This is a genomic window from Stenotrophomonas sp. LARHCG68, assembly GCF_052871705.1.
Window position 1 is genome coordinate 93,864 of record NZ_JBIXJV010000003.1, and the last position, 21,732, is coordinate 115,595.

General features: G+C 68.6%; 21 protein-coding genes. 16 read left to right on the plus strand and 5 right to left on the minus strand.

What is annotated here, in order from left to right:
* The first annotated feature begins 1 nt into the window (after position 1).
* From ACIPR8_RS11530 to gloA2, 15 genes are all read left to right on the plus strand, one after another.
* Entirely contained in the window at positions 2-1,354 is a 1,353-nt protein-coding gene (locus ACIPR8_RS11530; protein ID WP_446541132.1) for a CpaF family protein, read from the plus strand.
* Positions 1,351-2,265, plus strand: a complete 915-nt coding sequence (locus tag ACIPR8_RS11535) for a type II secretion system F family protein (RefSeq protein ID WP_313256147.1) — start codon at positions 1,351-1,353, stop codon at positions 2,263-2,265. The genes ACIPR8_RS11530 and ACIPR8_RS11535 overlap by 4 nt, the downstream gene beginning before the upstream one ends.
* 37 nt (positions 2,266-2,302) lie before the next feature.
* The gene (locus ACIPR8_RS11540) at positions 2,303-3,235 is read left to right on the plus strand and encodes a type II secretion system F family protein (RefSeq protein WP_446541133.1); all 933 of its coding nucleotides are present in this window, start codon (positions 2,303-2,305) and stop codon (positions 3,233-3,235) included.
* On the plus strand, positions 3,235-4,095 hold the full coding sequence (locus ACIPR8_RS11545) for a Flp pilus assembly protein TadD (RefSeq protein WP_446541134.1): 861 nt from the start codon (positions 3,235-3,237) through the stop codon (positions 4,093-4,095). The genes ACIPR8_RS11540 and ACIPR8_RS11545 overlap by 1 nt, the downstream gene beginning before the upstream one ends.
* Positions 4,092-4,481 (plus strand): DUF3613 domain-containing protein, encoded by a 390-nt coding sequence (locus ACIPR8_RS11550; protein ID WP_446541135.1) that lies wholly within the window; start codon positions 4,092-4,094, stop codon positions 4,479-4,481. The genes ACIPR8_RS11545 and ACIPR8_RS11550 overlap by 4 nt, the downstream gene beginning before the upstream one ends.
* Before the next feature lie 8 nt (positions 4,482-4,489).
* A complete protein-coding gene (locus ACIPR8_RS11555) occupies positions 4,490-6,622 on the plus strand; it encodes a TadG family pilus assembly protein (protein ID WP_446541136.1) in 2,133 nt (710 codons plus the stop codon).
* A gap of 133 nt (positions 6,623-6,755) precedes the next feature.
* Positions 6,756-7,487, plus strand: a complete 732-nt coding sequence (locus ACIPR8_RS11560; RefSeq protein ID WP_132864444.1) for a DUF2968 domain-containing protein — start codon at positions 6,756-6,758, stop codon at positions 7,485-7,487.
* A gap of 120 nt (positions 7,488-7,607) precedes the next feature.
* The gene (gene trxA, locus ACIPR8_RS11565) at positions 7,608-8,465 is read left to right on the plus strand and encodes a thioredoxin (RefSeq protein ID WP_313255635.1); all 858 of its coding nucleotides are present in this window, start codon (positions 7,608-7,610) and stop codon (positions 8,463-8,465) included.
* A gap of 224 nt (positions 8,466-8,689) precedes the next feature.
* Positions 8,690-10,288, plus strand: coding sequence for a FecR domain-containing protein (locus ACIPR8_RS11570; protein ID WP_446541137.1), 1,599 nt, complete (start codon positions 8,690-8,692; stop codon positions 10,286-10,288).
* Complete coding sequence (locus ACIPR8_RS11575) at positions 10,285-11,913, plus strand: CHASE2 domain-containing protein (protein WP_446541138.1); 1,629 nt, start codon at positions 10,285-10,287, stop codon at positions 11,911-11,913. The genes ACIPR8_RS11570 and ACIPR8_RS11575 overlap by 4 nt, the downstream gene beginning before the upstream one ends.
* A gap of 66 nt (positions 11,914-11,979) precedes the next feature.
* Positions 11,980-12,441 carry a DUF4442 domain-containing protein gene (locus ACIPR8_RS11580; protein WP_132864447.1) on the plus strand — a complete coding sequence of 154 codons (462 nt, stop codon included), beginning with the start codon at positions 11,980-11,982 and terminating at the stop codon, positions 12,439-12,441.
* Positions 12,442-12,543: 102 nt separating this feature from the next.
* Entirely contained in the window at positions 12,544-13,221 is a 678-nt protein-coding gene (locus ACIPR8_RS11585; RefSeq protein WP_132864448.1) for a DUF502 domain-containing protein, read from the plus strand.
* 230 nt (positions 13,222-13,451) lie between these two features.
* On the plus strand, positions 13,452-15,359 hold the full coding sequence (locus ACIPR8_RS11590; protein WP_192286265.1) for a DUF885 domain-containing protein: 1,908 nt from the start codon (positions 13,452-13,454) through the stop codon (positions 15,357-15,359).
* Positions 15,360-15,378: 19 nt separating this feature from the next.
* Entirely contained in the window at positions 15,379-16,452 is a 1,074-nt protein-coding gene (locus tag ACIPR8_RS11595) for a serine hydrolase domain-containing protein (RefSeq protein ID WP_446541139.1), read from the plus strand.
* Complete coding sequence (gene gloA2, locus ACIPR8_RS11600; RefSeq protein ID WP_446541140.1) at positions 16,449-16,841, plus strand: SMU1112c/YaeR family gloxylase I-like metalloprotein; 393 nt, start codon at positions 16,449-16,451, stop codon at positions 16,839-16,841. The genes ACIPR8_RS11595 and gloA2 overlap by 4 nt, the downstream gene beginning before the upstream one ends.
* Positions 16,842-16,917: 76 nt before the next feature.
* On the opposite strand, the gene ACIPR8_RS11605 is transcribed toward gloA2, so the two are convergent.
* The 4 genes from ACIPR8_RS11605 to thpR form a co-directional block, all read right to left on the minus strand.
* Positions 16,918-18,258: a virulence factor family protein gene (locus tag ACIPR8_RS11605; RefSeq protein WP_446541141.1), complete on the minus strand. Its 1,341-nt coding sequence runs from the start codon at positions 18,256-18,258 to the stop codon at positions 16,918-16,920.
* A 60-nt stretch (positions 18,259-18,318) separates the two neighbouring features.
* Positions 18,319-18,501: an oxidoreductase-like domain-containing protein gene (locus ACIPR8_RS11610; protein ID WP_313255625.1), complete on the minus strand. Its 183-nt coding sequence runs from the start codon at positions 18,499-18,501 to the stop codon at positions 18,319-18,321.
* Positions 18,502-18,559: 58 nt separating this feature from the next.
* The gene (locus tag ACIPR8_RS11615; protein ID WP_192286269.1) at positions 18,560-19,159 is read right to left on the minus strand and encodes an HD domain-containing protein; all 600 of its coding nucleotides are present in this window, start codon (positions 19,157-19,159) and stop codon (positions 18,560-18,562) included.
* Positions 19,160-19,307: 148 nt separating this feature from the next.
* Positions 19,308-19,895 carry an RNA 2',3'-cyclic phosphodiesterase gene (gene thpR, locus ACIPR8_RS11620; RefSeq protein WP_132864454.1) on the minus strand — a complete coding sequence of 196 codons (588 nt, stop codon included), beginning with the start codon at positions 19,893-19,895 and terminating at the stop codon, positions 19,308-19,310.
* Between the two features lie 298 nt (positions 19,896-20,193).
* On the opposite strand from thpR, the gene ACIPR8_RS11625 reads away from it, so the two are divergent.
* Complete coding sequence (locus ACIPR8_RS11625) at positions 20,194-21,390, plus strand: tetratricopeptide repeat protein (protein ID WP_446541142.1); 1,197 nt, start codon at positions 20,194-20,196, stop codon at positions 21,388-21,390.
* Between the two features lies 1 nt (position 21,391).
* Here the strand turns inward: ACIPR8_RS11625 and ACIPR8_RS11630 are convergent, their stop codons facing one another.
* Positions 21,392-21,724 (minus strand): zinc ribbon domain-containing protein YjdM, encoded by a 333-nt coding sequence (locus ACIPR8_RS11630; protein ID WP_132864456.1) that lies wholly within the window; start codon positions 21,722-21,724, stop codon positions 21,392-21,394.
* Between the last annotated feature and the right edge of the window lie 8 nt (positions 21,725-21,732).

The window sequence follows — 21,732 nt, forward strand, 5'->3', positions numbered from 1 at the left end:
CATGGAAGACAAAGTCACCCCGCTCTCCCCGCGCATCGCGGCAACGGCCCTGGCCGCCGAACCCGCCGCGCAGGTGCCGTTCGAGCAGACCGAGCAATTCCAGAGCGTGCTGTCGGCCGCGCACGAGTACCTGCTCAACCACGTCGAGGACCAGCGCGTGGACATCGACGCATGGTCGCCGGAGACGGTCGGCAAGTACGTGCAGGCGCAGACCGCGGCCTTCGTCAAGGAATGGAAGATCCCGGTCAACGCGCAGGAGATGGAAGCCGTCGCCAATGCCCTGCAGAAGGAGCTGACCGGCTTCGGCCCGCTCGATGACCTGCTGCATGACCCGGAGATCGAGGACATCCTGATCAATGGCTACAAGGACGTGCATGTCTCCAGCGGTGGCCAGCTCAAGCGCTCCACCCAGCGCTTCAGCGACGACCGCCACCTGTTGCGCATCCTGCGCCGCATCATCGCCCCGCTCGGCCGCCGCCTGGACGACTCCAACCCGATGGTCGATGCACGCCTGCCCAACGGCGGCCGCCTCAACGCGATCATCTCCCCGCTCGCGGTGGATGGGCCGATGGTGTCCATCCGCAAGTTCCGCAAGGACCCGTTCACGCCGGACGAACTGCTCGGTCGCGGCGCGTTCGACAAGCCCATGTACGCCCTGCTCAACGCCATGGTGCGCGGCCGCTGCAACATCCTGATCTCCGGTGGCACCAGCTCCGGCAAGACCTCGCTGCTCAATGCGCTGGCCACGTTCATCCCGCACAACGAGCGCGTCATCACGGTCGAGGACACCGCCGAGCTGGCCCTGAACCACCCGCACGTGGTGCGCCTGGAAAGCCGCATGGGCGGCTTCGACGGCGCCGGCGCGGTCAGCATCCGCGATCTGGTGCGCAACAGCCTGCGCATGCGCCCGGACCGCATCGTGGTCGGCGAAGTGCGTGGCGCCGAAGTGCTGGAGATGCTGCAGGCGATGAACACCGGCCATGACGGCTCGATGGCCACCATCCACGCCAATTCGCCGCGCGACTGCCTGTACCGCATGGAGATGCTCGCCGGCTTTGCCGGTTTCCAAGGCAGCGAGGAAAGCCTGCGCCGGCAGATCGCCAGCGCCATCGACTTCATCGTGCAGATCTCGCGGCTGGGCAGTGGCCGTCGCGTGATCCTCTCCATCACCGAGATCACCGGCGTCAGCGACACCGTCATCACCAGCCAGGAGCTGTTCAAGCACGAGGCCTGGTTCGACCAGGACAACCGCGAACGCGACCGTTGGCACGGGCTGGGCTTCCACCCGCATTGCTACAAGCTCGAACCGTTCCGGCAGGAACTGCGCGAGGCCAACTTCGGGAGCCAGTCATGACCGCGGCGCTGCTGCTGGCCAGCACCGCACTGCTGCTGGTGGCCGCGGCGATGGGCCTGTGGTGGGGCCTGGCCACGCGCGTGCAGCAGCGTGCCGCCGCCGAACATGCCGAAAGCCGCCTCTCGCATCCGGAGGCAGCGCGCAGCCACGAAGCGCCACGCGCGCCGCGCCCGCCCACCCGTCGCTGGGCCGACCTGCTGCGCCGCGCCGGCCTGAGCGAGTCACCGCGGACGCTGGTGCTGCTGCTCGTGCCCGGCGTGGTGCTGGCCTTCGGCGCGGGCATGCGCCTGGGCGCGGCGGTGTTCGGCGTGTTCGTGTTCGCGCTGTACCTGCTGGCACTGGGGCTGTGGCTGTTCCGGCGAATGGAGAAGATGCAGCAACGGCTGGTCGCGCAGATGCCGGACTTCCTGGAGAACATGGTGCGCATCGCCGGCATCGGCAACAGCCTGTCGATGGCGTTCCAGAACGCCACCCAGAACGTCGAGCCCCCGTTGCGCCCCATCCTCGACAGTGCGCTGGCCTACACCCGCGCGGGCATGGACCTGGACCGTGCCCTGCAGCAGGCCGCGCAGGCCTACCGCCTGCGGCCGCTGGAAATGCTGGCGGTCATCCTGGGCACCAGCATCCGCATCGGCGGCCGCAGCGACCAGATCCTGCAGCGCATGAGCGACTTCATGCGTGACCTGGAGGAAGTGCAGCGCGAACTGCAGGCCACCACCTCCGAAACGCGAATGTCGGCCTGGGTGCTGGGCCTGCTGCCGATCGGCGCGGCGGTGTTCATGGCCCTGCTGAGCCCGGACTTCTTCCAGCCCATGTTCCATGATCCGCTGGGCAAGAAGATCCTCGTGGCCGCGCTGCTGCTGGAGCTCGGTGGCGGCTTCCTGCTCTACCGCCTGGCCAAGTCGCTATGAGTGCCCCCCTCGCTCCCCACCCGCATCGGAGCCGGCCATGAACACCCTGTTGTTCTTCGCCATGATCCTGGTCGTGCTGGCCCTGCTGCTGGCGGCGGGCGGCCTGCTGTACCACGGCCACCGCAGCCAGCGCGCCACCGCCGCGTTGCAGACCGCGCTGGACCACAACCACCACGTCGCCGACGAGGCGGCACCGAAACAGGGCTGGTGGCGGCAGCGCCTGGCCGACCTGTCGGCCATCGGCCAGCAATTCGAGGGCAGCCGCATCCAGAAGGCGTTGCTGGCGCCGGAGGACAAGCTGCTGCTCGAGCAGGTCGGCTGGAACCACACCACCGGCACGGCCAGCTTCCTGGCGCTGCGCCTGCTGCTGGCGCTGCTGCTGCCGGTGCTGGGCCTGCTGCTGGTGCGGCCACAGGGTTCGCAGGCCTTCATCGTGCTGCTGATCGGTTTCGCGCTGGGCATCCTGCTGCCCAAGCTGGTCCTGCGCAGCTGGGCCGGACGCCTGCGCCGCAAGGTCGATGAGGAGTTGCCGCTGCTGATCGACCTGCTGCGCCTGCTGCAGGGCGTGGGCTTCAGCATCGACCAGAGCCTGCAGATGATCGGCGACAAGCTGCACATCGCCGTGCCGGTACTGGGCAAGGAACTGCAGGCCGCCAACCTCAGCTACACGCGTGGCCGCAGCCGCGCGCAGTCGCTGCGCCGCCTGTCCGAATCGTTCGACAACGACGACCTGCGCAGCCTGATGCAGATGGTGCTGCAGGTGCACCAGCATGGCGGCGCCGTGCAGGAACCTCTCAAGCAGTTCGGCATGCGCCTGCGCGAGCAGCGAAGGATGAAGATGAAGGAAAAGGTGGGCAAGCTCTCGGTCAAGATGACCGTCGTGATGATGGCGACCCTGCTGCCGGCGCTGATGCTGGTGCTGGCGGGGCCGGCCATCATTTCCCTGGCCAGCGCGATGCGGGGGCTGTGATGCACGGCCCCCGCCCCTTGCTCGCGTTGCTGGTCCCCCTGCTGCTCGTCGGCTGTGGCGGGAAGCAGGCCGCCTACAGGCAGCCGCCGGTGGAACCGGCACTGGTGGAGTCACCGCAGGATGATCGCGGCATGTACCTGGACCTGATCCGCAAGATGCAGGCACAGGGCGCCCACTTCGCTTCGCTCGCGCACATCGACGCCTTCCGCGCCAGCTTCGGCGACAGCCCGGAACTGCGCATCCTGCAAGCCGACGCCCTGCGCGAAACCGGCGACGCCGACGCGGCCGAACCGATCTACCGCAGCCTGACCAAGGGACCACAGGCCGCCCCGGCATGGCACGGCCTCGGGCTGATCGCGGCCAACCAGCATGACGCCGGCAACGCCAACCTGGCGTTCGCCAACGCCGTGCGCACGGATCCCTTGAACGCGACCTACCTGGGCGACCAGGGCTTTGCGTTGCTGCAGTCCGGCGATTTCGGCCAGGCACGTGCACCCTTGGCCAAGGCCGCCGAGTTGGCTCCGGGCAATCTGCGCGCCATCTCCAACCTGGCGCTGTGGGCGCTGCTGTCCGGCCAACCCGGCACCGCGCAGGACATGATGCAGCGCGCGAACCTGCCCGAAGCCACGCGCCTGGAGATCTACCGCCTGTCGCAATCACTGCGCCGCGCACCGGTGGCCGATGCCGCCCCTCCGATGCGCCCGGAACCCGCCAGCGAGGCGCCTGCCCCGCGCGGCACCGCCACCGCGCTGGTCGCACAACCGCAACCGGCCGGCACCGTGCTGCGGCCGCAACCGCCCGGTTCGATGCTGGACCGCTTCAGCCCGACCACCGCCAAGCCGCAGGAGATCACGCAATGAGCCGGTTCCTCGTCACCTCCGCGTTGCTGGCCGCCGTGCTGTGCGCGCCGCTGCCGGTCCAGGCGCAACACGCCCCGCTGATCGAACGCATGGCCGACACCCCTGCCGCGCCGGCGAGCGCGCCACCGGCCGGCGAGGCCAGCCTGCCCATCGCCACGGCCGCACCCTACGACAACGCGCCGGCCCCGCGCGCGCAGATCGGCGATGCCACCCGTGCACTGCTGCACCTGCAGGCCGATGGCGGCAGCGCCGGCAAGCCGCTGCCGATGCTCGGGGAAGCCGCCAGCCGCAGCTACCAGCGCTATCTCACCAGCTTCGATCACCCGATCCCGGAATACTTCGAAACCACCGTGCCGAATTCCTCCAATGGCGGTAACAGCCGCTGAGGTGTTCCATGAAACGCCTGCCCGCGCGCCCCCGCCGGTCCCGGACCGGCACCCCGCCCTCGCCGCCGCGCGGCGGTGCGGCCGTGATGATGATGCTGCTGTTGCTGGGGCTGGTCGTCATCCTCGGCCTGGTCGAGGTCGGCTACCTGTACTGGGTCAAGCGTGACGTGCAGAAAACCGCCGACCTGGCCGCGCTGGCCGGCGCGCAGCGCCTTGAGCAATGCACCACCGACTACACCGACAACTTCGCCGCGCGCCGCAACGCCGTGACCGACAACGGCTTCGGCGGCACGCTTGACGTGCGCTGCGGCTATTGGGGCGCCGAACTGCCGGCCGATGCGCGCTTCGTGGTGGTCACGCCGGAGCGCCCGCTCAACGCCGTGCGGGTGACCGCGTCGCGGCAGGCGATCCCGTTCTTCCACCAGCTGGCGTCCATGCCGCAGATCAACGCCACCGCCGTGGCTTGGCATACCCCGCCGCAAGCGGCGTTCACCGTGGGGTCGCGCCTGCTCAACGTCAACAGCAACGCACCGCTGCAGGGCCTGCTGCGGCTGGTCGGCATCGACCTCAACCAGACCCAGATCGCCAGCTACCAGGGGCTGGCCAACGTCAAGATCACCCCGCGCGGACTGCTGCAGGCGCTGGGCGTGGACGTGGCCGCGGACATCAATGCCGGGGAACTGGAAAGCCTGCTGGCCGCCAACAAGGTCAGCGTCGGCCAACTGCTCGACATCATGGCCAACCTCGCCAACCAACAGGGCGTGCTGGGCGTCAGCGTCAATGCGCTGAAGCAGGAACTGGCACGCGTCGGCCTGCGCGACGTGCTGGTGCAACTCGGCTCCGACGCCGCCAGCAATGGCCTGTTCGCGCGCATCACCGGCGGCAGCGCCGCCAGCAGCGGCGCGCTGGACGTGGACCTGAGCGCGCTGGACCTGATCGGCACCAGTATCTCCATCGCCAACGCCAACCATGCCGTCGCGATCCCGCAGTTGAACCTGCTGGGCCTGGTCGAGGCCAAGGCCAGCATCGTCGAGCCGGCCTCGATCGGCATCGGCCCGGTCGGCACCACCGCCTACAACAGCCAGGTGCGCCTGTTCCTGGACATCGACTCGCAGCGCATCCCGGCGCTGGGCGCGGTGCTGGGCTGGCTGGGCACGCGCATCAAGCTGCCCACCTACATCGACGTGATCGACGGCTTCGGCCGGCTCAGCGCGATCGACTGCAATGCACAGCCGGCCACCGCCACCGTCGACGTCACCAGCGCGGTGGCCAATGTCTGCGTCGGCAAGGCGACCACGCCGTGGGACTCCACGCGCGAACTGTGCCGCACCGGCCTGGGCAACGAGGACATGGTCAGCCTGTTCGGCAAGACCGTGCTCAACCATCGCATCACGCTCGAAGCGCTGTCCGCGCGGCAGTCCCTGACCCTCAGCGCCGGACAGACCGGCACCGTGGCACCCAATCCCCTGGCCGTGGGCGACCTGGTCTCGCGGCTGGTCGATGCCCTGCTCGGCACCGTGCAGGCCTTGTTCAGTCCCTCCGGCACCAGCTCGGACGCCGCGCAGGACATCGCCCGCCAGTACCTGGAAGCCTCCAAGAAGGATGGTTTCTACCAGCCCGAGGCCGTCGTCGCGCTGCTGCGCGACGGCAATGCCAACCTGCCCGCGCTGGGCAACTGGAACACCCAGATCCCGACCTGCGACTACTGGCTGCTCGGCTGCACGCCGAAGAAGGTCGAGGGCAACGTGTGGACGGGGTTCCTCTACGAAACCAACGTCAGCGACCCGAGCATCATCGGCGGCCTGCTCGACGTGCTCGGCATCACCTCGTGCAAGGGCCTGCTGGCCGGATTGCTGGCCTACAACAGCTGCGTGCAGAACGCGCTGGCCAAGTACCTGCAGACCAAGCCCGGCGGCCTCAGCGGGACCGGCAGCTACAACCCGGCCACCGGCAATGGCAGCTGCAGCAGCGTGCTGTGCCTGCTGCTCAAGCCGGTCGTCGATGGCGTGCTGCGCCCGTTGTTGAACGCGGTCGGCCAGCTGTTGTCAGCGGTGCTGTCCGATGTGCTCGGCCTGCAGTTGGGCCGCACCGACGTGCACATGCAATCCATCCAGTGCGGTCGCACGCAACTGGTGGAATGAGCGCTTGCGCCACGCCACGGCAGCCGTTGCAGGACGTGCGTTCCGGCGCATTTGGCCGTGCTATGCTCGCCGCCATCCCGTGCGCATTCACAAATGCGACGGCCATCGCAGTTCGGGGGAATTACGAGGAATTATGACAAGCATCGAGACACTGCCTGCCCGGTTGTGCTGGGCGTTGCTGATTGCCAGCTGCCTCGTAGCGGCCCCCCAGGCCATGGCCGGGCGCTGGCAGCGCGGTGAAGCCGAGCCGCCGGCCGCGCCCGCCAACAGCGAAGACACCACCGTGGGCAACACCGTCAGCGAGCTGCAGCGGCTGATGGCCAACCACGAGTTGACCGAACTGCGCACCACCTACAACGGCAACTACGGCGCCAGCCTGCTGTTCCATGCCGACTCGTTGAACTACTACGTCGCCCTGTTCCATGAAAAGGAATTCTGGCGCGTGATCCGCACCGAGGCCTCCGACAACGCCGAGTCGCTGTATGTCACCTTCGCCGACCAGACACGGCAGCTGGCGCAGGTCTACCTGGACACCATCCGCCTGCAGGCCGGCAAGGCCTACAGCGAGAAGCTGGTGACCCTGAACGAGCGTCGCCTGCGTGGCCTGCAGCAGGAAGCCGAGCAGCAGCGCCAGCAGTCGCTGCAGGTCAGCAACGCCCTGCAGGAGCGCAAGCAGCAGGCCGTGGCGCTGAGCTCGGACCTGCGCGCCACCAACTCCCAGCTCGAAGCGCTGGACAAGCAGATCAAGGCGCTGCAGGCGCAGCAGGTCAACCCCGAGTTGAGCCTGCCGGCCACGCCCAACGTCGCCCCGGCGCAGGCCCAGCAGGCACCGGCACAGGCGCAGGAACTACCGACGCAGCACTGAGCCCCTCACGGCTCCTGGTCTTCCGACAGCCCGCCCCCGGCGGGCTGTCGTGCATCCGGCGGTTGAGAAGCGCCGCCACCGCCACCATGAAGGGGGTTCCTGTCCGCAATGAAACCAGCCATGAGCGATCTTCCCCACGTATTCGAAGCCACCACCGAGACCTTCGAAGCCGACGTCCTGCAGAAGTCGTTGCAGACGCCGGTACTGGTCGATTTCTGGGCGACCTGGTGCGGCCCGTGCAAGTCGCTCGGCCCGATCCTGGAAAAGCTCGCCGGCGAGTACAACGGCGCCTTCGAGCTGGCCAAGGTCGACGTGGACAAGGAACAGCAGATTGCCGCGGCCTTCCAGATCCGCTCGGTGCCGACCGTGTTCCTGATCAAGGACGGCCAGATCGTCGACGGCTTCCCCGGTGCCATGCCGGAGGGCCAGCTGCGTGAGTTCCTGACCCAGCATGGCGTGATGCCGGCCGAGGCCAGCACCGACGCCGAGCCGGAAGCGCTGCCACTGGATCCGCAGGCCGAAGTGGCCGCACTGCGCCAGGCCATCGTCGCCGAGCCGGACAAGGCCGAGCTCAAGCTCGACCTGGCCCTGGCGCTGCTCAAGACCGGTGCCGCCGAGGAAGCCGGCCAGCTGCTCGACGCCCTGCCCGCCAACCTGTCCACCGACGACCGTGCCGTACGTGCCCGCGCCCGCCTGGATTTCGGCAACGCGCTCAAGGATGCCCCCGCCGCGGCCACGCTGGCCCAGCGCGTGCAGGCCGACGGCAATGACCTGGAAGCCCGCTACCAGCTCGGCGTGCATCACCTGCTCGGCGGCGAGGATGAAGCCGCGTTGGAGCAGTTCATCGAAATGCTGCGCATCGACCGCGGCTTCCGCGACAGCCTGCCGAAGAAGACCCTGATCGACGCCTTCCGCGTGATTGAGGACGAGGATCTGGTGGGCCGTTATCGCCGCAGGATGTCCTCGCTGCTGTTCTGAAGCCAGCCAAGGTTCAGGATCGTGAAATGGAAACTGGTGGACAATGTGATGGCGATCAAGTCCTGATCGCCTCGCGGCACTCACCGCGATAACAGGGGGAGAGGGGGAGCACGGCATCATTACCGGGCACCGCTTCCCCTTTGCCCAGGATTCCAGCGTCCGTGACACGTGTTCAACAGCGTCTGTCGTGCCTCCGCTTCATGCTGCCCCGGCTTGCCCTGGCCATGACCCTGTTCCTGCCCTGTCTGGCCGCAGCGGCACAGGACTGGACCTACCGCGTGCGTCCCGGCGATACGCTGTGGGACCTGGGCGGGCGCTACCTCAAGCCCAGCATCAGCTGGCACCAGTTGCAGGCACACAACACGGTCGGTGACCCGTACCAGCTGCCACCGGGCCGTGTCCTCAAGTTCCCGATTGCCTGGCTGCGCGTGGAGCCGGCGCCGGCCCGCGTCCTGGCGGTGCGGGGTGAAGTCCAGGTCAGTGGCCCGTCCAGCACCCATCGCACGGTGAGCACGGGCATGCAACTGCCGATCGGCAGCCAGATCAGCACCGGTGCCGATGCCAGCGTGACGCTGGCCTTTGCCGATGATTCGCACCTGTTGTTGCGCGAGAACTCGCAGCTGCTGCTGGACCAGCTCAGCACCTACGGGGCCACCGGCATGGTGGATACCCGCCTGCGCCTGCAGCGTGGCCGCAGCAGCAACCGCGTCACCCCGGCGCGCGGGCCGGCCTCGCGCTACATCATCACCGCCCCCACCGCGACCAGCAGCGTGCGCGGCACGGTGTTCCGGGTCAGTGCCGGTGGCGGGCAGTCCGTGGCCAGCACCGAGGTGGTCGAAGGCCGCGTGCAGGTGGACAACCGCGGTGGCCGGCAGATGGTCGACCCGGGCCGCGCCACCCTGAGCCGCAGCGCGGAACTCGCCCCCAGCCCCAGCCAGGCGCTGCTGCCGGCGCCGGCCTTCGACGAAGCACGTACCCGCATCGCGGCACTGCCGCTGCTCGCCGGCTGGCAGCCGGTGGCTGGCGCGGCGGGCTATCGCGTGGAAGTGGTGCGCGCCGATGCCCCTGACGTGCTGCTGTTCGCCCGTGATCTGGCCGATACCCGGGTGGTGATCGACGCCCTGCCGGCGGGCGCATTGCGCCTGCTGGTCCGGGCCGTCGATGCCGATGGCGTCGAGGGCTTGGACGGCAACCGTGACTTCCTGCTCCCCGATGGCCCCGAGCCGCCGCTGACACTGTCGCCGCAGCACGGGCAGACACTGCACCAGCTGCGCCCGCGGTTCGAGTGGGCGCAGGTGGCGCAGGCCGATGGCAGCGTGGTCCAGGTCGCCAGCGAGCCCCTGTTCCTGCAACCATTGGTGGAACAGTCGACCCGGAGCACCCATCTGCGCACCGCCGATTCCCTGCCCGCCGGTGACTATTTCTGGCGCGTCGCCTCCGTCGATGCGCAGGGCACGCGTGGCCGCTTCGGCCAGGCGCTGCCGCTGTCGCTCAGTGACGCGCCGGTCGATCCGCAACTGCAGCCGGCGCCGGAAGGTCGCCAGCTCACCCTGCGCTGGCAGGCCGCCGCCGAAGCCAGCCGCTACCGCGTGCAGGTGAGCCGCAACGCCGACTTCGAACGCCTGCTGCTCGATGCCGAGGTGGATGCACCCGAAGCCTCGCTCAAGCGACCACTGCGCGGCGGCACCCTGTACGTCCGCGTGCAGACCATCGCCGGGGACGGCTATACCGGTCCGTTCTCGGCCCCGCAGCAGGTCAAGCTGCCTTGCCCGCTCTGCTATGGCGCCGGCGCGGGTGCCCTGCTGTTGCTGCTGGCTTTATGAGGCCATTGCGGCTGCCGTGGCACCAACGCCTGCTGCTCGCCGTCACGCTCGGCGCGCTGACCGGCCTTTCCTGCCACTTCCGCCTGTTCTGGCAGCCGGACGAAAGCATCTACGACAACCTCGTCGGCCAATGGGACTACCCCGCCGACCCGCGCCTGGCCATCGTCGCCATCGATGACCGCAGCCTGCAGCAGCTCGGCCAATGGCCGTGGCCGCGCAGCACCCATGCACAGCTGATCGACCGCCTGCAGGACGCGGGCGTCCGGCGCATTGCACTGGACCTGATGTTCCCCGAACCCGACCGCAAGGACAGCCGCCAGGATGCGCAGCTGGCCGCGGCGATCGCGCGCAGCGGCAACGTGATCCTGCCGGTGCTGGCCTCGGCCGGCAGCGACGAGGCGGTGCCGGAGGAACTGCTGCCGGTGCCGCAGATCGCCAGCGTTGCCGCGGCGCTGGCGCATACCGACATCGAGATCGACGGCGACGGCGTGGCCCGCGGCATCTACCTCAAGGCCGGCATGGACTCCCCGCACTGGCCGGCGCTCGGCGTCGCGCTGGCCGGGAGCCCACCGCCGTTGCCGGGCCTGCGTGGCCCGGCGAACGGGGATGCCAGCCCGTACCAATGGCGGCGCGACAACTACGTCCGCGTGCACTACGCCGGCCCGCCGGGCAGCTTCCCGCAGGTGTCCTACATCGACGTGCTCGAAGGACGCGTCCCCGCCAGCCTGCTGCATGACCGCCTGGTCATCGTCGGCATGACCGCCAGCGGCATGGCGCCGCGCCTGCTCACCCCGACCTCGCGCGAGGCATGGATGAGCGGCAGCGAGTACCAGGCCAACGTTGCCTCCATGCTGCTCACCGACCGGGCGATCGTGCCGCTGTCACCGCTGCAGCAGATGCTGGCCAGCGTGGCATTGGTGCTGCTCACGACCCTGGCCGTCACCGCGCCCACCTCACGGCGCTGGCTGATCGCCTGCCTGCTGCTGCCGTTGCCGCTGCTGTCCAGCCTCGTGCTGCTGCGCGGCTTCCACGTCTGGTACGCGCCGGTCTGCGCGCTCAGCGCCGGCCTCGTGCTGCTGCTGGCCTGGGGGCTGTGGCAGGCACGCTACTGGCGCCGCCAGGCCAACCACGACCCGCTCACCGGCCTGGCCAACCGCATGCGCTTCGAGGGCATCCTGCGCCTGGAGACCGATGCCGCGCGCCGCAGTGGCAAGCCGCTGACGCTGATGCTGATCGACGTGGACCACTTCAAGGCCTACAACGACACCCACGGCCACCACCTGGGCGACCAGATGCTGCGCCAGGTTGCCCAGGCCATCGGCGACATCGCCCGGCGTCCACGCGACGTCGCCGCCCGTTTCGGTGGCGACGAGTTCGCCCTGATCCTCCCCGACACCCCGCAGGAAGGCGCGCTCGCGCTGGTGCAGCAACTGATCACCACGGTGCGGCACATGTCCCTGCCGATCGGCAAGGGCAGGACCGCCCACACCAGCGTCACGGTCGGCATCTACAGCGTGGTGCCCGGCATCCACGACACCGCCTCGGCGCTGTACCAGGCTGCCGACGCCGCCCTGTACACGGCCAAGGAAGCCGGTCGCGACGGCTACCACGCCGCCACGCCGTGACCACGGCGCCGGCACCATACGCCTGCGAATGCTAGACTCCAGACCCCTGCCCGCCGCTGTTCCGCGATGAAAGCCAGCCTGTTCCGCCATGGCATCAACCTGTGGCCGCCGTTCCTGTTCGCCGGCATCCACGTCACCGCCATCAGCGCCGACTACCGCCATGTGCGGGTCGAGCTGCGCCAGCGGCCGTGGAACGTCAACTACGTGCGCACCCATTTCGGTGGCAGCCTGTTCGCCATGACCGACCCGTTCTGGATGCTGTGCCTGCTGCAGAACCTGGGCGGCCGCTACTTCGTGTGGGACAAGAGCGGCAGCATCGACTTCATCAAGCCGGGCCGCGGCGTGGTCTGGACCGAGTTCCGCCTGGACGATGCCACCCTGGACGAGGTGCGCGCGGCCACCGCGGACGGCGGCAAGTACCTGCACTGGTTCGAGAACGACCTCCTCGATGAACAGGGCGAGGTGGTCGCGCGCGTACGCAAGCAGGTCTACGTGCGGCTCAAGCCCGAGGCACGCGCCACGGCGTGAACCGCTGGCACCCGCCTGCCTCAACACAGCGTTCCCCGGCTGCGGTGGTTTCGCCGGACACCAACGGCATCGGTACCCCGTGGGTACCGCTACAATTCGCCGATGTCGCCCGAAGTCCCCGCCCCCGCCTCCCGTCCCTCCCTGCAACGTCTGTTCCTGACCGGCCTGCTCACGCTGTTGCCGATCTGGTTGACCTGGGTGGTCGTCAAGTTCGTTTTCGTCCTGCTTTCGGGCATCAGCAGCCCGCTGGTCATTCCGCTGTCCGAGCGCATCGCCGCCTCGTTCCCGCACTACCTTGGCTGGGTCAAGGCGGTCTGGATGCAGGACATCATCGCCCTGCTGGCGACGATGCTGGTGATCCTGGCGGTGGGCCTGCTCAGCCGGCGCGTCGTCGGCCAACAGCTGCTGCGCTGGTTCGGTGCGGTGATCCGCCGCATTCCGTTGGCCAGCGTCATCTACGACAGCGCCAAGAAGCTGCTGGACATCCTGCAGACCCAACCGGGCAGCACCCAGCGCGTGGTGTTGATCGACTTCCCGCACCGTGACATGAAGTCGGTGGGCCTGGTGACGCGCGTGATCCGCGAGCACGGCACCGGCCGCGAGCTGGCGGCCGTCTACGTGCCAACCACGCCCAACCCGACCTCCGGCTACCTGGAAATCGTGCCGGTGGAATTGCTGACGCCTACCGACTGGACCGTCGACCAGGCGATGAGCTTCATCATCTCCGGTGGCGCGGTGGCGCCGGAGACCGTTCCGTTCACCCGCGCCGGCGAACGTTGAGCGCGGCACAGCCACGTCTCCTCACCGGCGTGGCAATCACCCCAGCACGACGCTGGCGTCGCGGTACCTGCCCGGATGATCCCCGCAGCGCCCTGCACTGCCGCATCAGCCGCATTTAACGGCTTCATAACCGGCTGCATCACGACCTCCCGCATTCAAGCGCCACGCGGCTGGTCGTGGCCGTCGTTATCGGGCAATCTCCCGGACTTGTGTGTTTTTCGGAATACCCGATGTCCTCCAGCCCGCTGCGCCTCCTGGCGCTTGCCATTGCCTCGATCATGACCCTGTCCGCTGCGGCACCGGCCGAAGCGGCCAGGAAAAGGAGCCAGCGTCCCGCTGCCACGCAGAGCCGTGGCGCGACCAAGGCCAAGCCGCGTACGGCCCCCGCCCGTCCCGCACCGCGTCGTGCCACGCCCGCACCGCTGCCGATCCGCCAGGACAAGGCCACCCAGCTCAACCGCATCTACGATGAATACTGGGATGCCTCGATGCGGCTCAATCCGCTGCAGGCCACGTTCCAGGGCGATGCGCGCTTCAACGACCAGCTGCCCAACTTCCTGTCGGCCGCTTCGCGCCAGCAATCCCACGAGTTCATGGTCGAATGGCTGGGCAAGGTCGAGAAGCTCGGCGCCGAAGGCCTGCAGGGCCAGGACCTGCTCAGCTACGAAATCTTCGTGCGCGATGCGCAGGTGTCGCTGGCCGGTGAGCAGTACCCGACCTGGATGCTGCCGATCAACCAGTACTACAACCTCTCCAGCATCATCGCCGTGCTCGGCTCCGGTGCCGGCGCGCAGCCGTTCAACACGGTCAAGGACTACGAGAACTGGTCCAAGCGCTCGCTGGGCATCCAGCCGTTGTTCGACCAGGCCATCGTCAACATGCGCGAGGGCAAGGCCGCCGGCGTGGTGCAGCCCCGCGCGTTGATGGAGAAGGTGCTGCCGCAGCTGGACGCGGTGATCAAGCCCACTGCCGAGGAGAGCATCTTCTGGGGGCCGATCCGCAACATGCCCGACAGCTTCCCGGCCGAGGACAAGGCGCGCCTGAGCGCCGAGTACAAGCGCATGATCGAGTACCGCATCATGCCGGCCTACCGCGCACTGCGCGGCTTCATCGCCACCGAGTACATGCCGGCCACGCGCACCACCGACGGCATGGGCGGCCTGCCCAACGGCCAGGCCTGGTACGCATACAACGTCTCCAGCTCCACCACGCCGGCGCGCACGCCGGCCGAGATTCATTCGCTGGGGCTGAAGGAAGTGCAGGACCTGCAGGCCCGCATCGCCACCCAGATGAAGGAGGCCAGGATCCGCGGCTCGGTGCAGAAGGTCTTCAACAACATGCGCAGCGACCGGCAGTTCATGTTCCGCGACCCGGATGCGCTGCTGGCGCGTTACCGCGAGGTCGGCCAACGCGTGGATGCCGCATTGCCGGCGCTGTTCAACCAGCGCCCCAAGGCCGCGCTGGAGATCAAGCCGGTGGAGGCCGAACGCGCACTCACCGCCAGCGCCGCCAGCTACCAGCCGGGCAGCGGCGACGGCCAGCAACCGGGCGTGCTCTACGTCAACACCAACGACCTGCCCTCGCGCAAACGCTGGTCGGTGACCATGCAGTACCTGCACGAAGGCATGCCGGGCCACCACTTCCAGCTGGGCGCCCAGCAGGAGCTGGCCGGCCTGCCGCGCTTCCGCCGGCACGGCGGCGACGTGGCCTTCGTCGAAGGCTGGGGCCTGTACGCCGAGTCGCTGGGCGAGGAGATGGGCCTGTACAACGACCCCTACGATCACCTCGGTTACCTGCAGACCACCTTGCTGCGCACCGTGCGCCTGGTCGCCGACACCGGCCTGAACGCCGCCGGCTGGACCCGCCAGCAGGCCGTCACCTACATGGTCGACAACGCCGACATCTCCGCGGCCGATGCCGCCGCGGAAGTGGAGCGTTTCATGGCCCTGCCGGGGCAGACGCTGGCCTACCGGGTCGGCGAGATCAAGATCCGGCTGCTGCGCGAGAAGGCGCAGTCCGAGCTCGGGCAGCGTTTCGACCCGCGCGAGTTCCACCAGGAGATCCTCAAGGACGGCTCGATGCCACTGGATATCCTCGAAGCCAAGATCGATCGCTGGATCGCCAGCAAGAAAGCCTGATTGCCACCAAGGAGCCGCCATGACCCGCTGGATGTACCGACTCGCCCCGCTGTGCCTGTCCGCGTTGTCCAGCCTGGCCATGGCCGCCCCGCCGGTGACGCCGCCGGACCCGGGCATCGACGCGCTGCTGCAACGCTACGACGGGCAGGTTCCCGGTGCCGCGGTGCTGGTGCTGAAGGACGGACAGCCGGTGTTCCGGCGCGGCTACGGCCTGGCGGTGGTCGAGGACGGTACGCCGGTTTCGCCGGCCAGCAACTTCCGCCTGGCCTCGGTCAGCAAGCAGTTCACCGCCGCGGCGATCCTGCTGCTGGCCGAGGACGGCACGCTCACCCTGGACGACCCGGTGAAGAAGTGGCTGCCCGGCCTGCCGGCGGTCGCCGACACGATCACCCTGCGCCACCTGCTCATCCACGCCAGCGGGCTGATCGACTACGAAGACCTGATGGACCCGGCCGACACCCGCCAGGTGCATGACATCGACGTGCTGCACCTGCTGGAAAAGGAAAACCGCACCTACTTCGCGCCCGGCAACGGCTACCGCTACAGCAACGGCGGCTACGCGCTGCTGGCGCTGGTGGTGGGCAAGGCCTCGGGCAGCGACTTCGCCAGCTTCCTGCGCCAACGCATCTTCCTGCCGCTGGGCATGACCCACACCCTTGCCCACCAGGACGGCGTCGACGACGTGCCCAACCGCGCCTACGGCTACAGCGAGATCGACGGCCGCTGGGAACGTACCGACCAGAGCACCACCAGCGCGGTGCTCGGCGACGGCGGCATCTATTCGTCCATCGACGACCTGGCCAAGTGGGATGCCGCGCTCTACGACGAGCGCCTGTTGCGCCGCAGCTCGCTGCAGCAGGCCTTCAGCCCGGCCAACAGGACCGACGACCCGGGCGTGCCGTACTACGGCTTCGGCTGGCGCATCAACGGCCAGGCGCTGTGGCACAGCGGCGAGAGCATCGGCTTCCGCAACGTCATCGTGCGCTACCCCGCGCAGAAGCTGACGGTGATCATGCTCACCAACCGCAACGCACCGGAGCCCTACGCCATGGCCATCGACATCGCCTGCCGCTGGCTGGATGCCGCGCGATGACGCTGCTGGCCGGCATCCACCACGTCGCGGTCATCGCCTCGGACTACGCACGCTCGCGTGACTTCTACACGCGCATCCTGGGCCTGCAGGTGATCGCCGAGAACTACCGCCCGCAGCGGGATTCCTGGAAGCTGGACCTGCGCCTGCCCGACGGCAGCCAGCTGGAGCTGTTCTCCTTCCCCGACCCGCCGGCGCGCCCCAGCCGCCCCGAAGCCCGCGGCCTGCGCCACCTGGCGTTCCGTGTGGATGCCCTGGATGCGGTGGTCGCCCACCTGCAGTCCGAAGGCGTGGCCTGCGAGCCGATCCGCGTGGACGAATACACCGGCCGCCGTTTCACCTTTTTCGCCGACCCGGACGAGCTGCCGCTGGAGTTGTACGAAACCGCGTAAGCGCGGCCAGGACATCGGCTTCGCGCCTGAAGGCGCTGCTACCGTAGGAGCGGCCTTGGCCGCGAAGCCGAAAGCGTCACCGCCCGTCCTGCAACCGCTGCAGGATCACCTTCGCCAACGTGGCGTAGTCCCCGTCAAAATGGTGATCGCCCGGCAGCTTGACCACCTGCGCGGTGCCGGCCGGCAGCTTGGGGCACAACGCATCGTCGTCGTCCTCTCCGTATACGCACAGGGTACGGGCCGCCGGCAGCTTGCGCAGTTCCGGCGCGATCGGCAGGCCGTCGTCATCGCCGCTTCCGATCCAGTTGCTGACATGGAATTCATAGTCAGCGCGTTCGCCGACCGACAGCAACGCCGTCATTCGCATGGTCTGCGCGGTGCTGGCCGGTAACAGGTTGATCGCTGCGGGAAGCACGTCCGCGCCCTGCGAGAAACCAATGAACACCACGTTCGGACGCTGCCATTGAGCCGCGTAGTGGCGAACGATGCGGTCCAGGTCCACGGCGAACCCGGCCGGCGTGCGCTCGCTCCAGAAGTAGCGCAGCGAATCCACGCCAACCACCGGGACATTGGCCGCGGCCAAGGCGCCGGCCACGTCCTTGTCCAGCCCCGCCCAGCCACCATCACCGGAGACGAAAACCGCAAAGGTGTCGCCCGTGCCGGCAGCCGGCACCTCGACCAAGGGCAGCCCATCCAGATCGTGCGGCACCGGCGGCAGGCCCACACCATGCTGCGCGCCCAGCACCCGCACCACCGCGCGCTCGCCCGGCAAGGCGCTGCCTGCCCGGGTGCGTTGGAAGCTGCGCGCCCACGGAACCTCCTTGAGGAAACCGTCCACCGCGGCCACCGTGCAGGCCTTGCCCGCACCGCTGGCGGCCAGCCACGGGAACCGCAACGGCTGCGGCTGAAGGTCACGGCCGTGGATCGCATCGCCGCAGGTCATCGTGGCGTTGCGCAACTGCGGGCAGAAGTCTTCGGTGAGCAGGCCAGCGAATACCTGCGGCTCGGCCTGGGTGGCCACCGCGTACGCCAACGCCGCACCGTCGCCATCACCGCCCAGGACCGGCAGGCGGTAGGTCGGCACATGCAGGTAGGCCTGCACGTAGCGCGAGAAATTCTCGACGTCGCCGGCCGAGAAGCCGCAGCTGCCGCCCTCCCTGGCCAGCACCTGGTAGAGGTGGGCGGTGTCGATGTCCACCACCATCGCGCCGTCGGCACGCAACGCCTGCAGGCGTGCCTGCCGCCCCACCGGGTCATCCTGGCCGGCGAACCACAGCACCACGCGCTGTGGCGCACCTTCCGGCAGATACACCGGCACCTGCTCGAACCGGCCATGACTGACACGCTCCAACGCCGACGCCGGCAACGCACACAACGCCAGCGCAAGGGCTGCCACACCCACCCGTGCACGCACCATCAATGTTCACTCCCCATGGGACCGCGACAGCCTACGCCTGTCCGCGTCGGAAACCTGTGCCTATTCGGTGGCGTCCGGGTGCCGCTGCTTCCAGGCCTCCAGCCGCTGCCGGTACTGGGCCAGCTCGTCGGCATACAGGTCCAGCACGCACAGCGGGCAGCCACTGCCGCAGCATTCATTGGGGCCAGGGGCTTCGGGCGGCTGCGGCCGCGGATCGGGGTCGGGAAGTACGTCGGGGCTCATCACATCGGCCGCCAGCGGCGGCGATCAAACGGTGGCCATAGTCTAGCCAATCGCCGGATCAGGCCGTGGCCCGGCGCAGGTTGGCACGCGCCGCCGCGTCATAGCGTTCATGGAAGAAGTCGCTGAAGAAGATCCGCGGCTGGGCCAGCACGCCCTTGAGGAACCGGCGCCGGTTGAGCCGGAACAGGAAGCCCGGCACCTTGCCCGCGTACTCCTCGGCGATGCCCCGGTCATAGGCATCGAACACCGCCGGCGGTGCCCCCAGGATCGCCATGTCGCTGTCCAGGAACAGGGCCGCATCGGCGTCCAGGTCCTCTGCCCGCAACTTGCCGTGGCGTGCGGTCAGCGCGATCAGCTCGGCCACGCGGTCACCATCGATGCCCGCATCCGGCAGCCAGCGTTCTATCGCATCCACCGCCAGCTGCGCAGAGCGCTGCTCGTTGTCGCCGCGCCCGGCTTCATAGATGGCATCGTGGTAGAGCACGGCCAGCGCCACCTCGGCCGGCTGCTGCCAGCCCGGTCCAATCGCGACGTCGTGATAGTGCTGCAACAACGCCTGCACATGGCCGAAGTTGTGATACGCCCGCGGCGGCCGCGCGTAGGCGGCTTCAAGCTCGGCCCATTGCCGGGGAGGCACGGTCAGCGGCAGAGTGTCCATGCGCGCATCCTGCCCGAGTACACCCGATCCGTGAAGCGTGCCCGCACGTTGCCGGCCAGACCCGGGCGCCACGATGACGGCCGGGATTCCGGTACGGCGGCGGTCTCCACGATGGCGGGCAGGCCGGCGCCAGGTGTCGCTGCCGCGATCACCCCAACTGCCAGCGGCCTTCCAACTGGTAGCGGCTCTGGCCCAGGAAACTGCGGATCAGCACGAATTCGCGCACGAACCAGCGCAGCGGCTGCACCGGCTGCACCGGCATGCGACGCCGGTCATACAGCAGGGTCATGTGCGGGGTGAAGCGCGGGTTGGCCTTGGCCCCCACGCTCTGCAGGCAGCGCGCCAACTCGGCGTGCAGGTCACCCAACAGCTCGGCGCCGTATTCGCTCTGCAGCACGAACGGGTTCTGGTGGTTGCCGGCGAAGCTGCCCACCTGGTCGAAGCAGACCTCGAATTCCGGGGCCTGCACCCGGCTGGCGGCCTGGCGTACCCGGGCCAGCAGGCTCGGTGGCAGGCCCGCATAGTCGCCGATGTGGTGCAGGGTGACGTGCAGCCGTTCGGTGTCCAGCGGGCGTCCTTCCAGCCCGTGCTCGTCACGCAGCCCTTCGGCCAGCTCGGAGATCCGCTCGGCGGTGAGCGGATCCGGCAGCACCGCGAAGAACAGGCGCTCGGTCGGGATGTCACTGCCAATGCCCAGCGAAAGCTGTGCCTGGTCAGAGGGAAGGAACTTCTTCATGGATTCGCGCTGGAAGCCGCCGGCCGGAGCCGTCTGTGGCGGAGGCCGATACTGACTGGGGCCGCGGATACTAGCAGACCCCGCCGGTCGCCGGGACCGCCGCGCGCCTCCACTGCGCGGTGCGATGGACAAAAACTCGCCACCGTCGCCAGACCCCCGTCCCACGGGGGCTGCCGCGGTTTATCCACATGTTTGCCCGGCGCTGGTCCACATGCGCTGTGGATCACGCCAAATACACTTCCACCCTGCCTCCAGAGGCATACACTGGAGTGGCCGCAGCAACCTCCAGGTGGTCGCCATGATCGGTTGGAACGCTTTGACCCTGCTCGCCGCCACAACCCTGGCCCCGCCGCCGCAGGCCCCGGTCCTGCCCGCGCAGGAGATCCCCACGCCCGCCCAGATCATGGAAATCCCGCCGGACGTGAAGGCGGTGCTCCAGGAACAGGTGATCCGCGCCAGCAACTCGCCGGAACGGCGCCTGCAGCGGCTGGTCGAACTGGTATTCCAGCCGACCGAACTCGGGCTGGAATACGACACCGAGGCCACCCTCACCGTGGCCGAGACCTGGCGGCTGCGACGTGCCAACTGCCTGTCCTTCACCCTGCTGTTCGTCGCCATGGCCCGCGAGATCGGGCTGGAAGCACGCATGCAGGAGGTTGGCCAGGTGATGACCTGGTACGAGAACCAGGGGCTGATCTTCAATGCCGGGCACGTCAACGTCGGGCTGCGCGTGGATGGGCGCATGGCCACGCTGGACCTGGACCGCAACGTGCTCTACGACGCGCATGGCCCACAGCCGATCTCCGACGCGCGTGCGCTGGCGCACTTCTACAACAACCGCGGTGCCGAGCAGCTGGCGGCACATGACTACACCACCGCACGCCGCTACTTCGAAGCGGCCCTGGCGATGGACCCCCGCTTCGTCTCGGCGATGAACAACCTCGGCGTGCTGGAAACACGCAGCAACAACGACCAGGCCGCCGCCCGCGACTTCGATGCCGCCCTGGCCATCAACCGCATGCACCCGGCCGCGCTGCACAACGCCGCCTACCTCTACCAACGCGTGGGCGACACCCGGCACGCCGCACTGCTGCGCGAGCGCCTGGAGCGCTCGCGCAAGCGCGACCCGTTCTACCAGTTCATGCAGGGCGTGCTTGCCGAGCGTGCCGGCAACTACCCGCAGGCCTCCCATTTCTACCGTGCCGCGATCGACCTGTACCCGCGGGCGCACCAGTTCCATTTCGGGCTGGCACGCACCTATTTCCTGACCGGCAACAACCGCCAGGCCGAGAGCGAGATGACGCGCGCACGCGCATTGGGCGGGACCAACGAAGTGCGCGCGATCTACCAGGCCAAGCTGGACAGCCTGCGACGGCTGGACCCCCGCCACGCCGTGCGCGACAGCCGGCCAAACGGCCTACCGCCCTTGCCGGCGCCGGCAATCATCCAGCAGCACCTGCGCGGCGAACCGACGGGTAGCCGCGACTGGCGTTGAATCAGGCCTTGCGCAGGAAGCAGGTCTTCAGCACCAGTCCCTTGATCTTGTCCGAGTTGCCTTCGATGTGCTCGGCGTCGTCCTCGACCAGGCGGATGTTCCGGATCACCGTGCCCTGCTTGAGCGGGATCGACGAGCCCTTGACCTTGAGGTCCTTGATCACGGTGACGGTGTCACCGGCCAGCAGCACGTTGCCGTTGCTGTCGCGGACCACCACCGCATCGGCCTGCGCTTCGCCGGGCGTCCACTCATGGCCGCAATCGGCGCAGATCCACAGGGCGCCGTCCGGATAGACGTTCGGCTGCGAACACTGGGGGCAGGAAGAAACGGGCATGGTGGCTC

Bases quoted from the DNA above. Each gene is read 5' to 3' on its own strand.
- ACIPR8_RS11535 (WP_313256147.1), top strand. From the start codon at position 1,351: ATGACCGCGGCGCTGCTGCTGGCCAGCACCGCACTGCTGCTGGTGGCC.
- ACIPR8_RS11545 (WP_446541134.1), top strand. From the start codon at position 3,235: ATGCACGGCCCCCGCCCCTTGCTCGCGTTGCTGGTCCCCCTGCTGCTC.
- ACIPR8_RS11550 (WP_446541135.1), top strand. From the start codon at position 4,092: ATGAGCCGGTTCCTCGTCACCTCCGCGTTGCTGGCCGCCGTGCTGTGC.
- ACIPR8_RS11580 (WP_132864447.1), top strand. From the start codon at position 11,980: ATGAAAGCCAGCCTGTTCCGCCATGGCATCAACCTGTGGCCGCCGTTC.
- gloA2 (WP_446541140.1), top strand. From the start codon at position 16,449: ATGACGCTGCTGGCCGGCATCCACCACGTCGCGGTCATCGCCTCGGAC.
- thpR (WP_132864454.1), bottom strand. From the start codon at position 19,895: ATGAAGAAGTTCCTTCCCTCTGACCAGGCACAGCTTTCGCTGGGCATT.
- ACIPR8_RS11560 (WP_132864444.1), top strand. From the start codon at position 6,756: ATGACAAGCATCGAGACACTGCCTGCCCGGTTGTGCTGGGCGTTGCTG.
- ACIPR8_RS11590 (WP_192286265.1), top strand. From the start codon at position 13,452: ATGTCCTCCAGCCCGCTGCGCCTCCTGGCGCTTGCCATTGCCTCGATC.
- ACIPR8_RS11625 (WP_446541142.1), top strand. From the start codon at position 20,194: ATGATCGGTTGGAACGCTTTGACCCTGCTCGCCGCCACAACCCTGGCC.
- ACIPR8_RS11585 (WP_132864448.1), top strand. From the start codon at position 12,544: ATGTCGCCCGAAGTCCCCGCCCCCGCCTCCCGTCCCTCCCTGCAACGT.
- ACIPR8_RS11610 (WP_313255625.1), bottom strand. From the start codon at position 18,501: ATGAGCCCCGACGTACTTCCCGACCCCGATCCGCGGCCGCAGCCGCCC.
- ACIPR8_RS11555 (WP_446541136.1), top strand. From the start codon at position 4,490: ATGAAACGCCTGCCCGCGCGCCCCCGCCGGTCCCGGACCGGCACCCCG.
- ACIPR8_RS11595 (WP_446541139.1), top strand. From the start codon at position 15,379: ATGACCCGCTGGATGTACCGACTCGCCCCGCTGTGCCTGTCCGCGTTG.
- ACIPR8_RS11575 (WP_446541138.1), top strand. From the start codon at position 10,285: ATGAGGCCATTGCGGCTGCCGTGGCACCAACGCCTGCTGCTCGCCGTC.
- ACIPR8_RS11630 (WP_132864456.1), bottom strand. From the start codon at position 21,724: ATGCCCGTTTCTTCCTGCCCCCAGTGTTCGCAGCCGAACGTCTATCCG.
- trxA (WP_313255635.1), top strand. From the start codon at position 7,608: ATGAGCGATCTTCCCCACGTATTCGAAGCCACCACCGAGACCTTCGAA.
- ACIPR8_RS11605 (WP_446541141.1), bottom strand. From the start codon at position 18,258: ATGGTGCGTGCACGGGTGGGTGTGGCAGCCCTTGCGCTGGCGTTGTGT.
- ACIPR8_RS11540 (WP_446541133.1), top strand. From the start codon at position 2,303: ATGAACACCCTGTTGTTCTTCGCCATGATCCTGGTCGTGCTGGCCCTG.
- ACIPR8_RS11570 (WP_446541137.1), top strand. From the start codon at position 8,690: ATGACCCTGTTCCTGCCCTGTCTGGCCGCAGCGGCACAGGACTGGACC.
- ACIPR8_RS11530 (WP_446541132.1), top strand. From the start codon at position 2: ATGGAAGACAAAGTCACCCCGCTCTCCCCGCGCATCGCGGCAACGGCC.
- ACIPR8_RS11615 (WP_192286269.1), bottom strand. From the start codon at position 19,159: ATGGACACTCTGCCGCTGACCGTGCCTCCCCGGCAATGGGCCGAGCTT.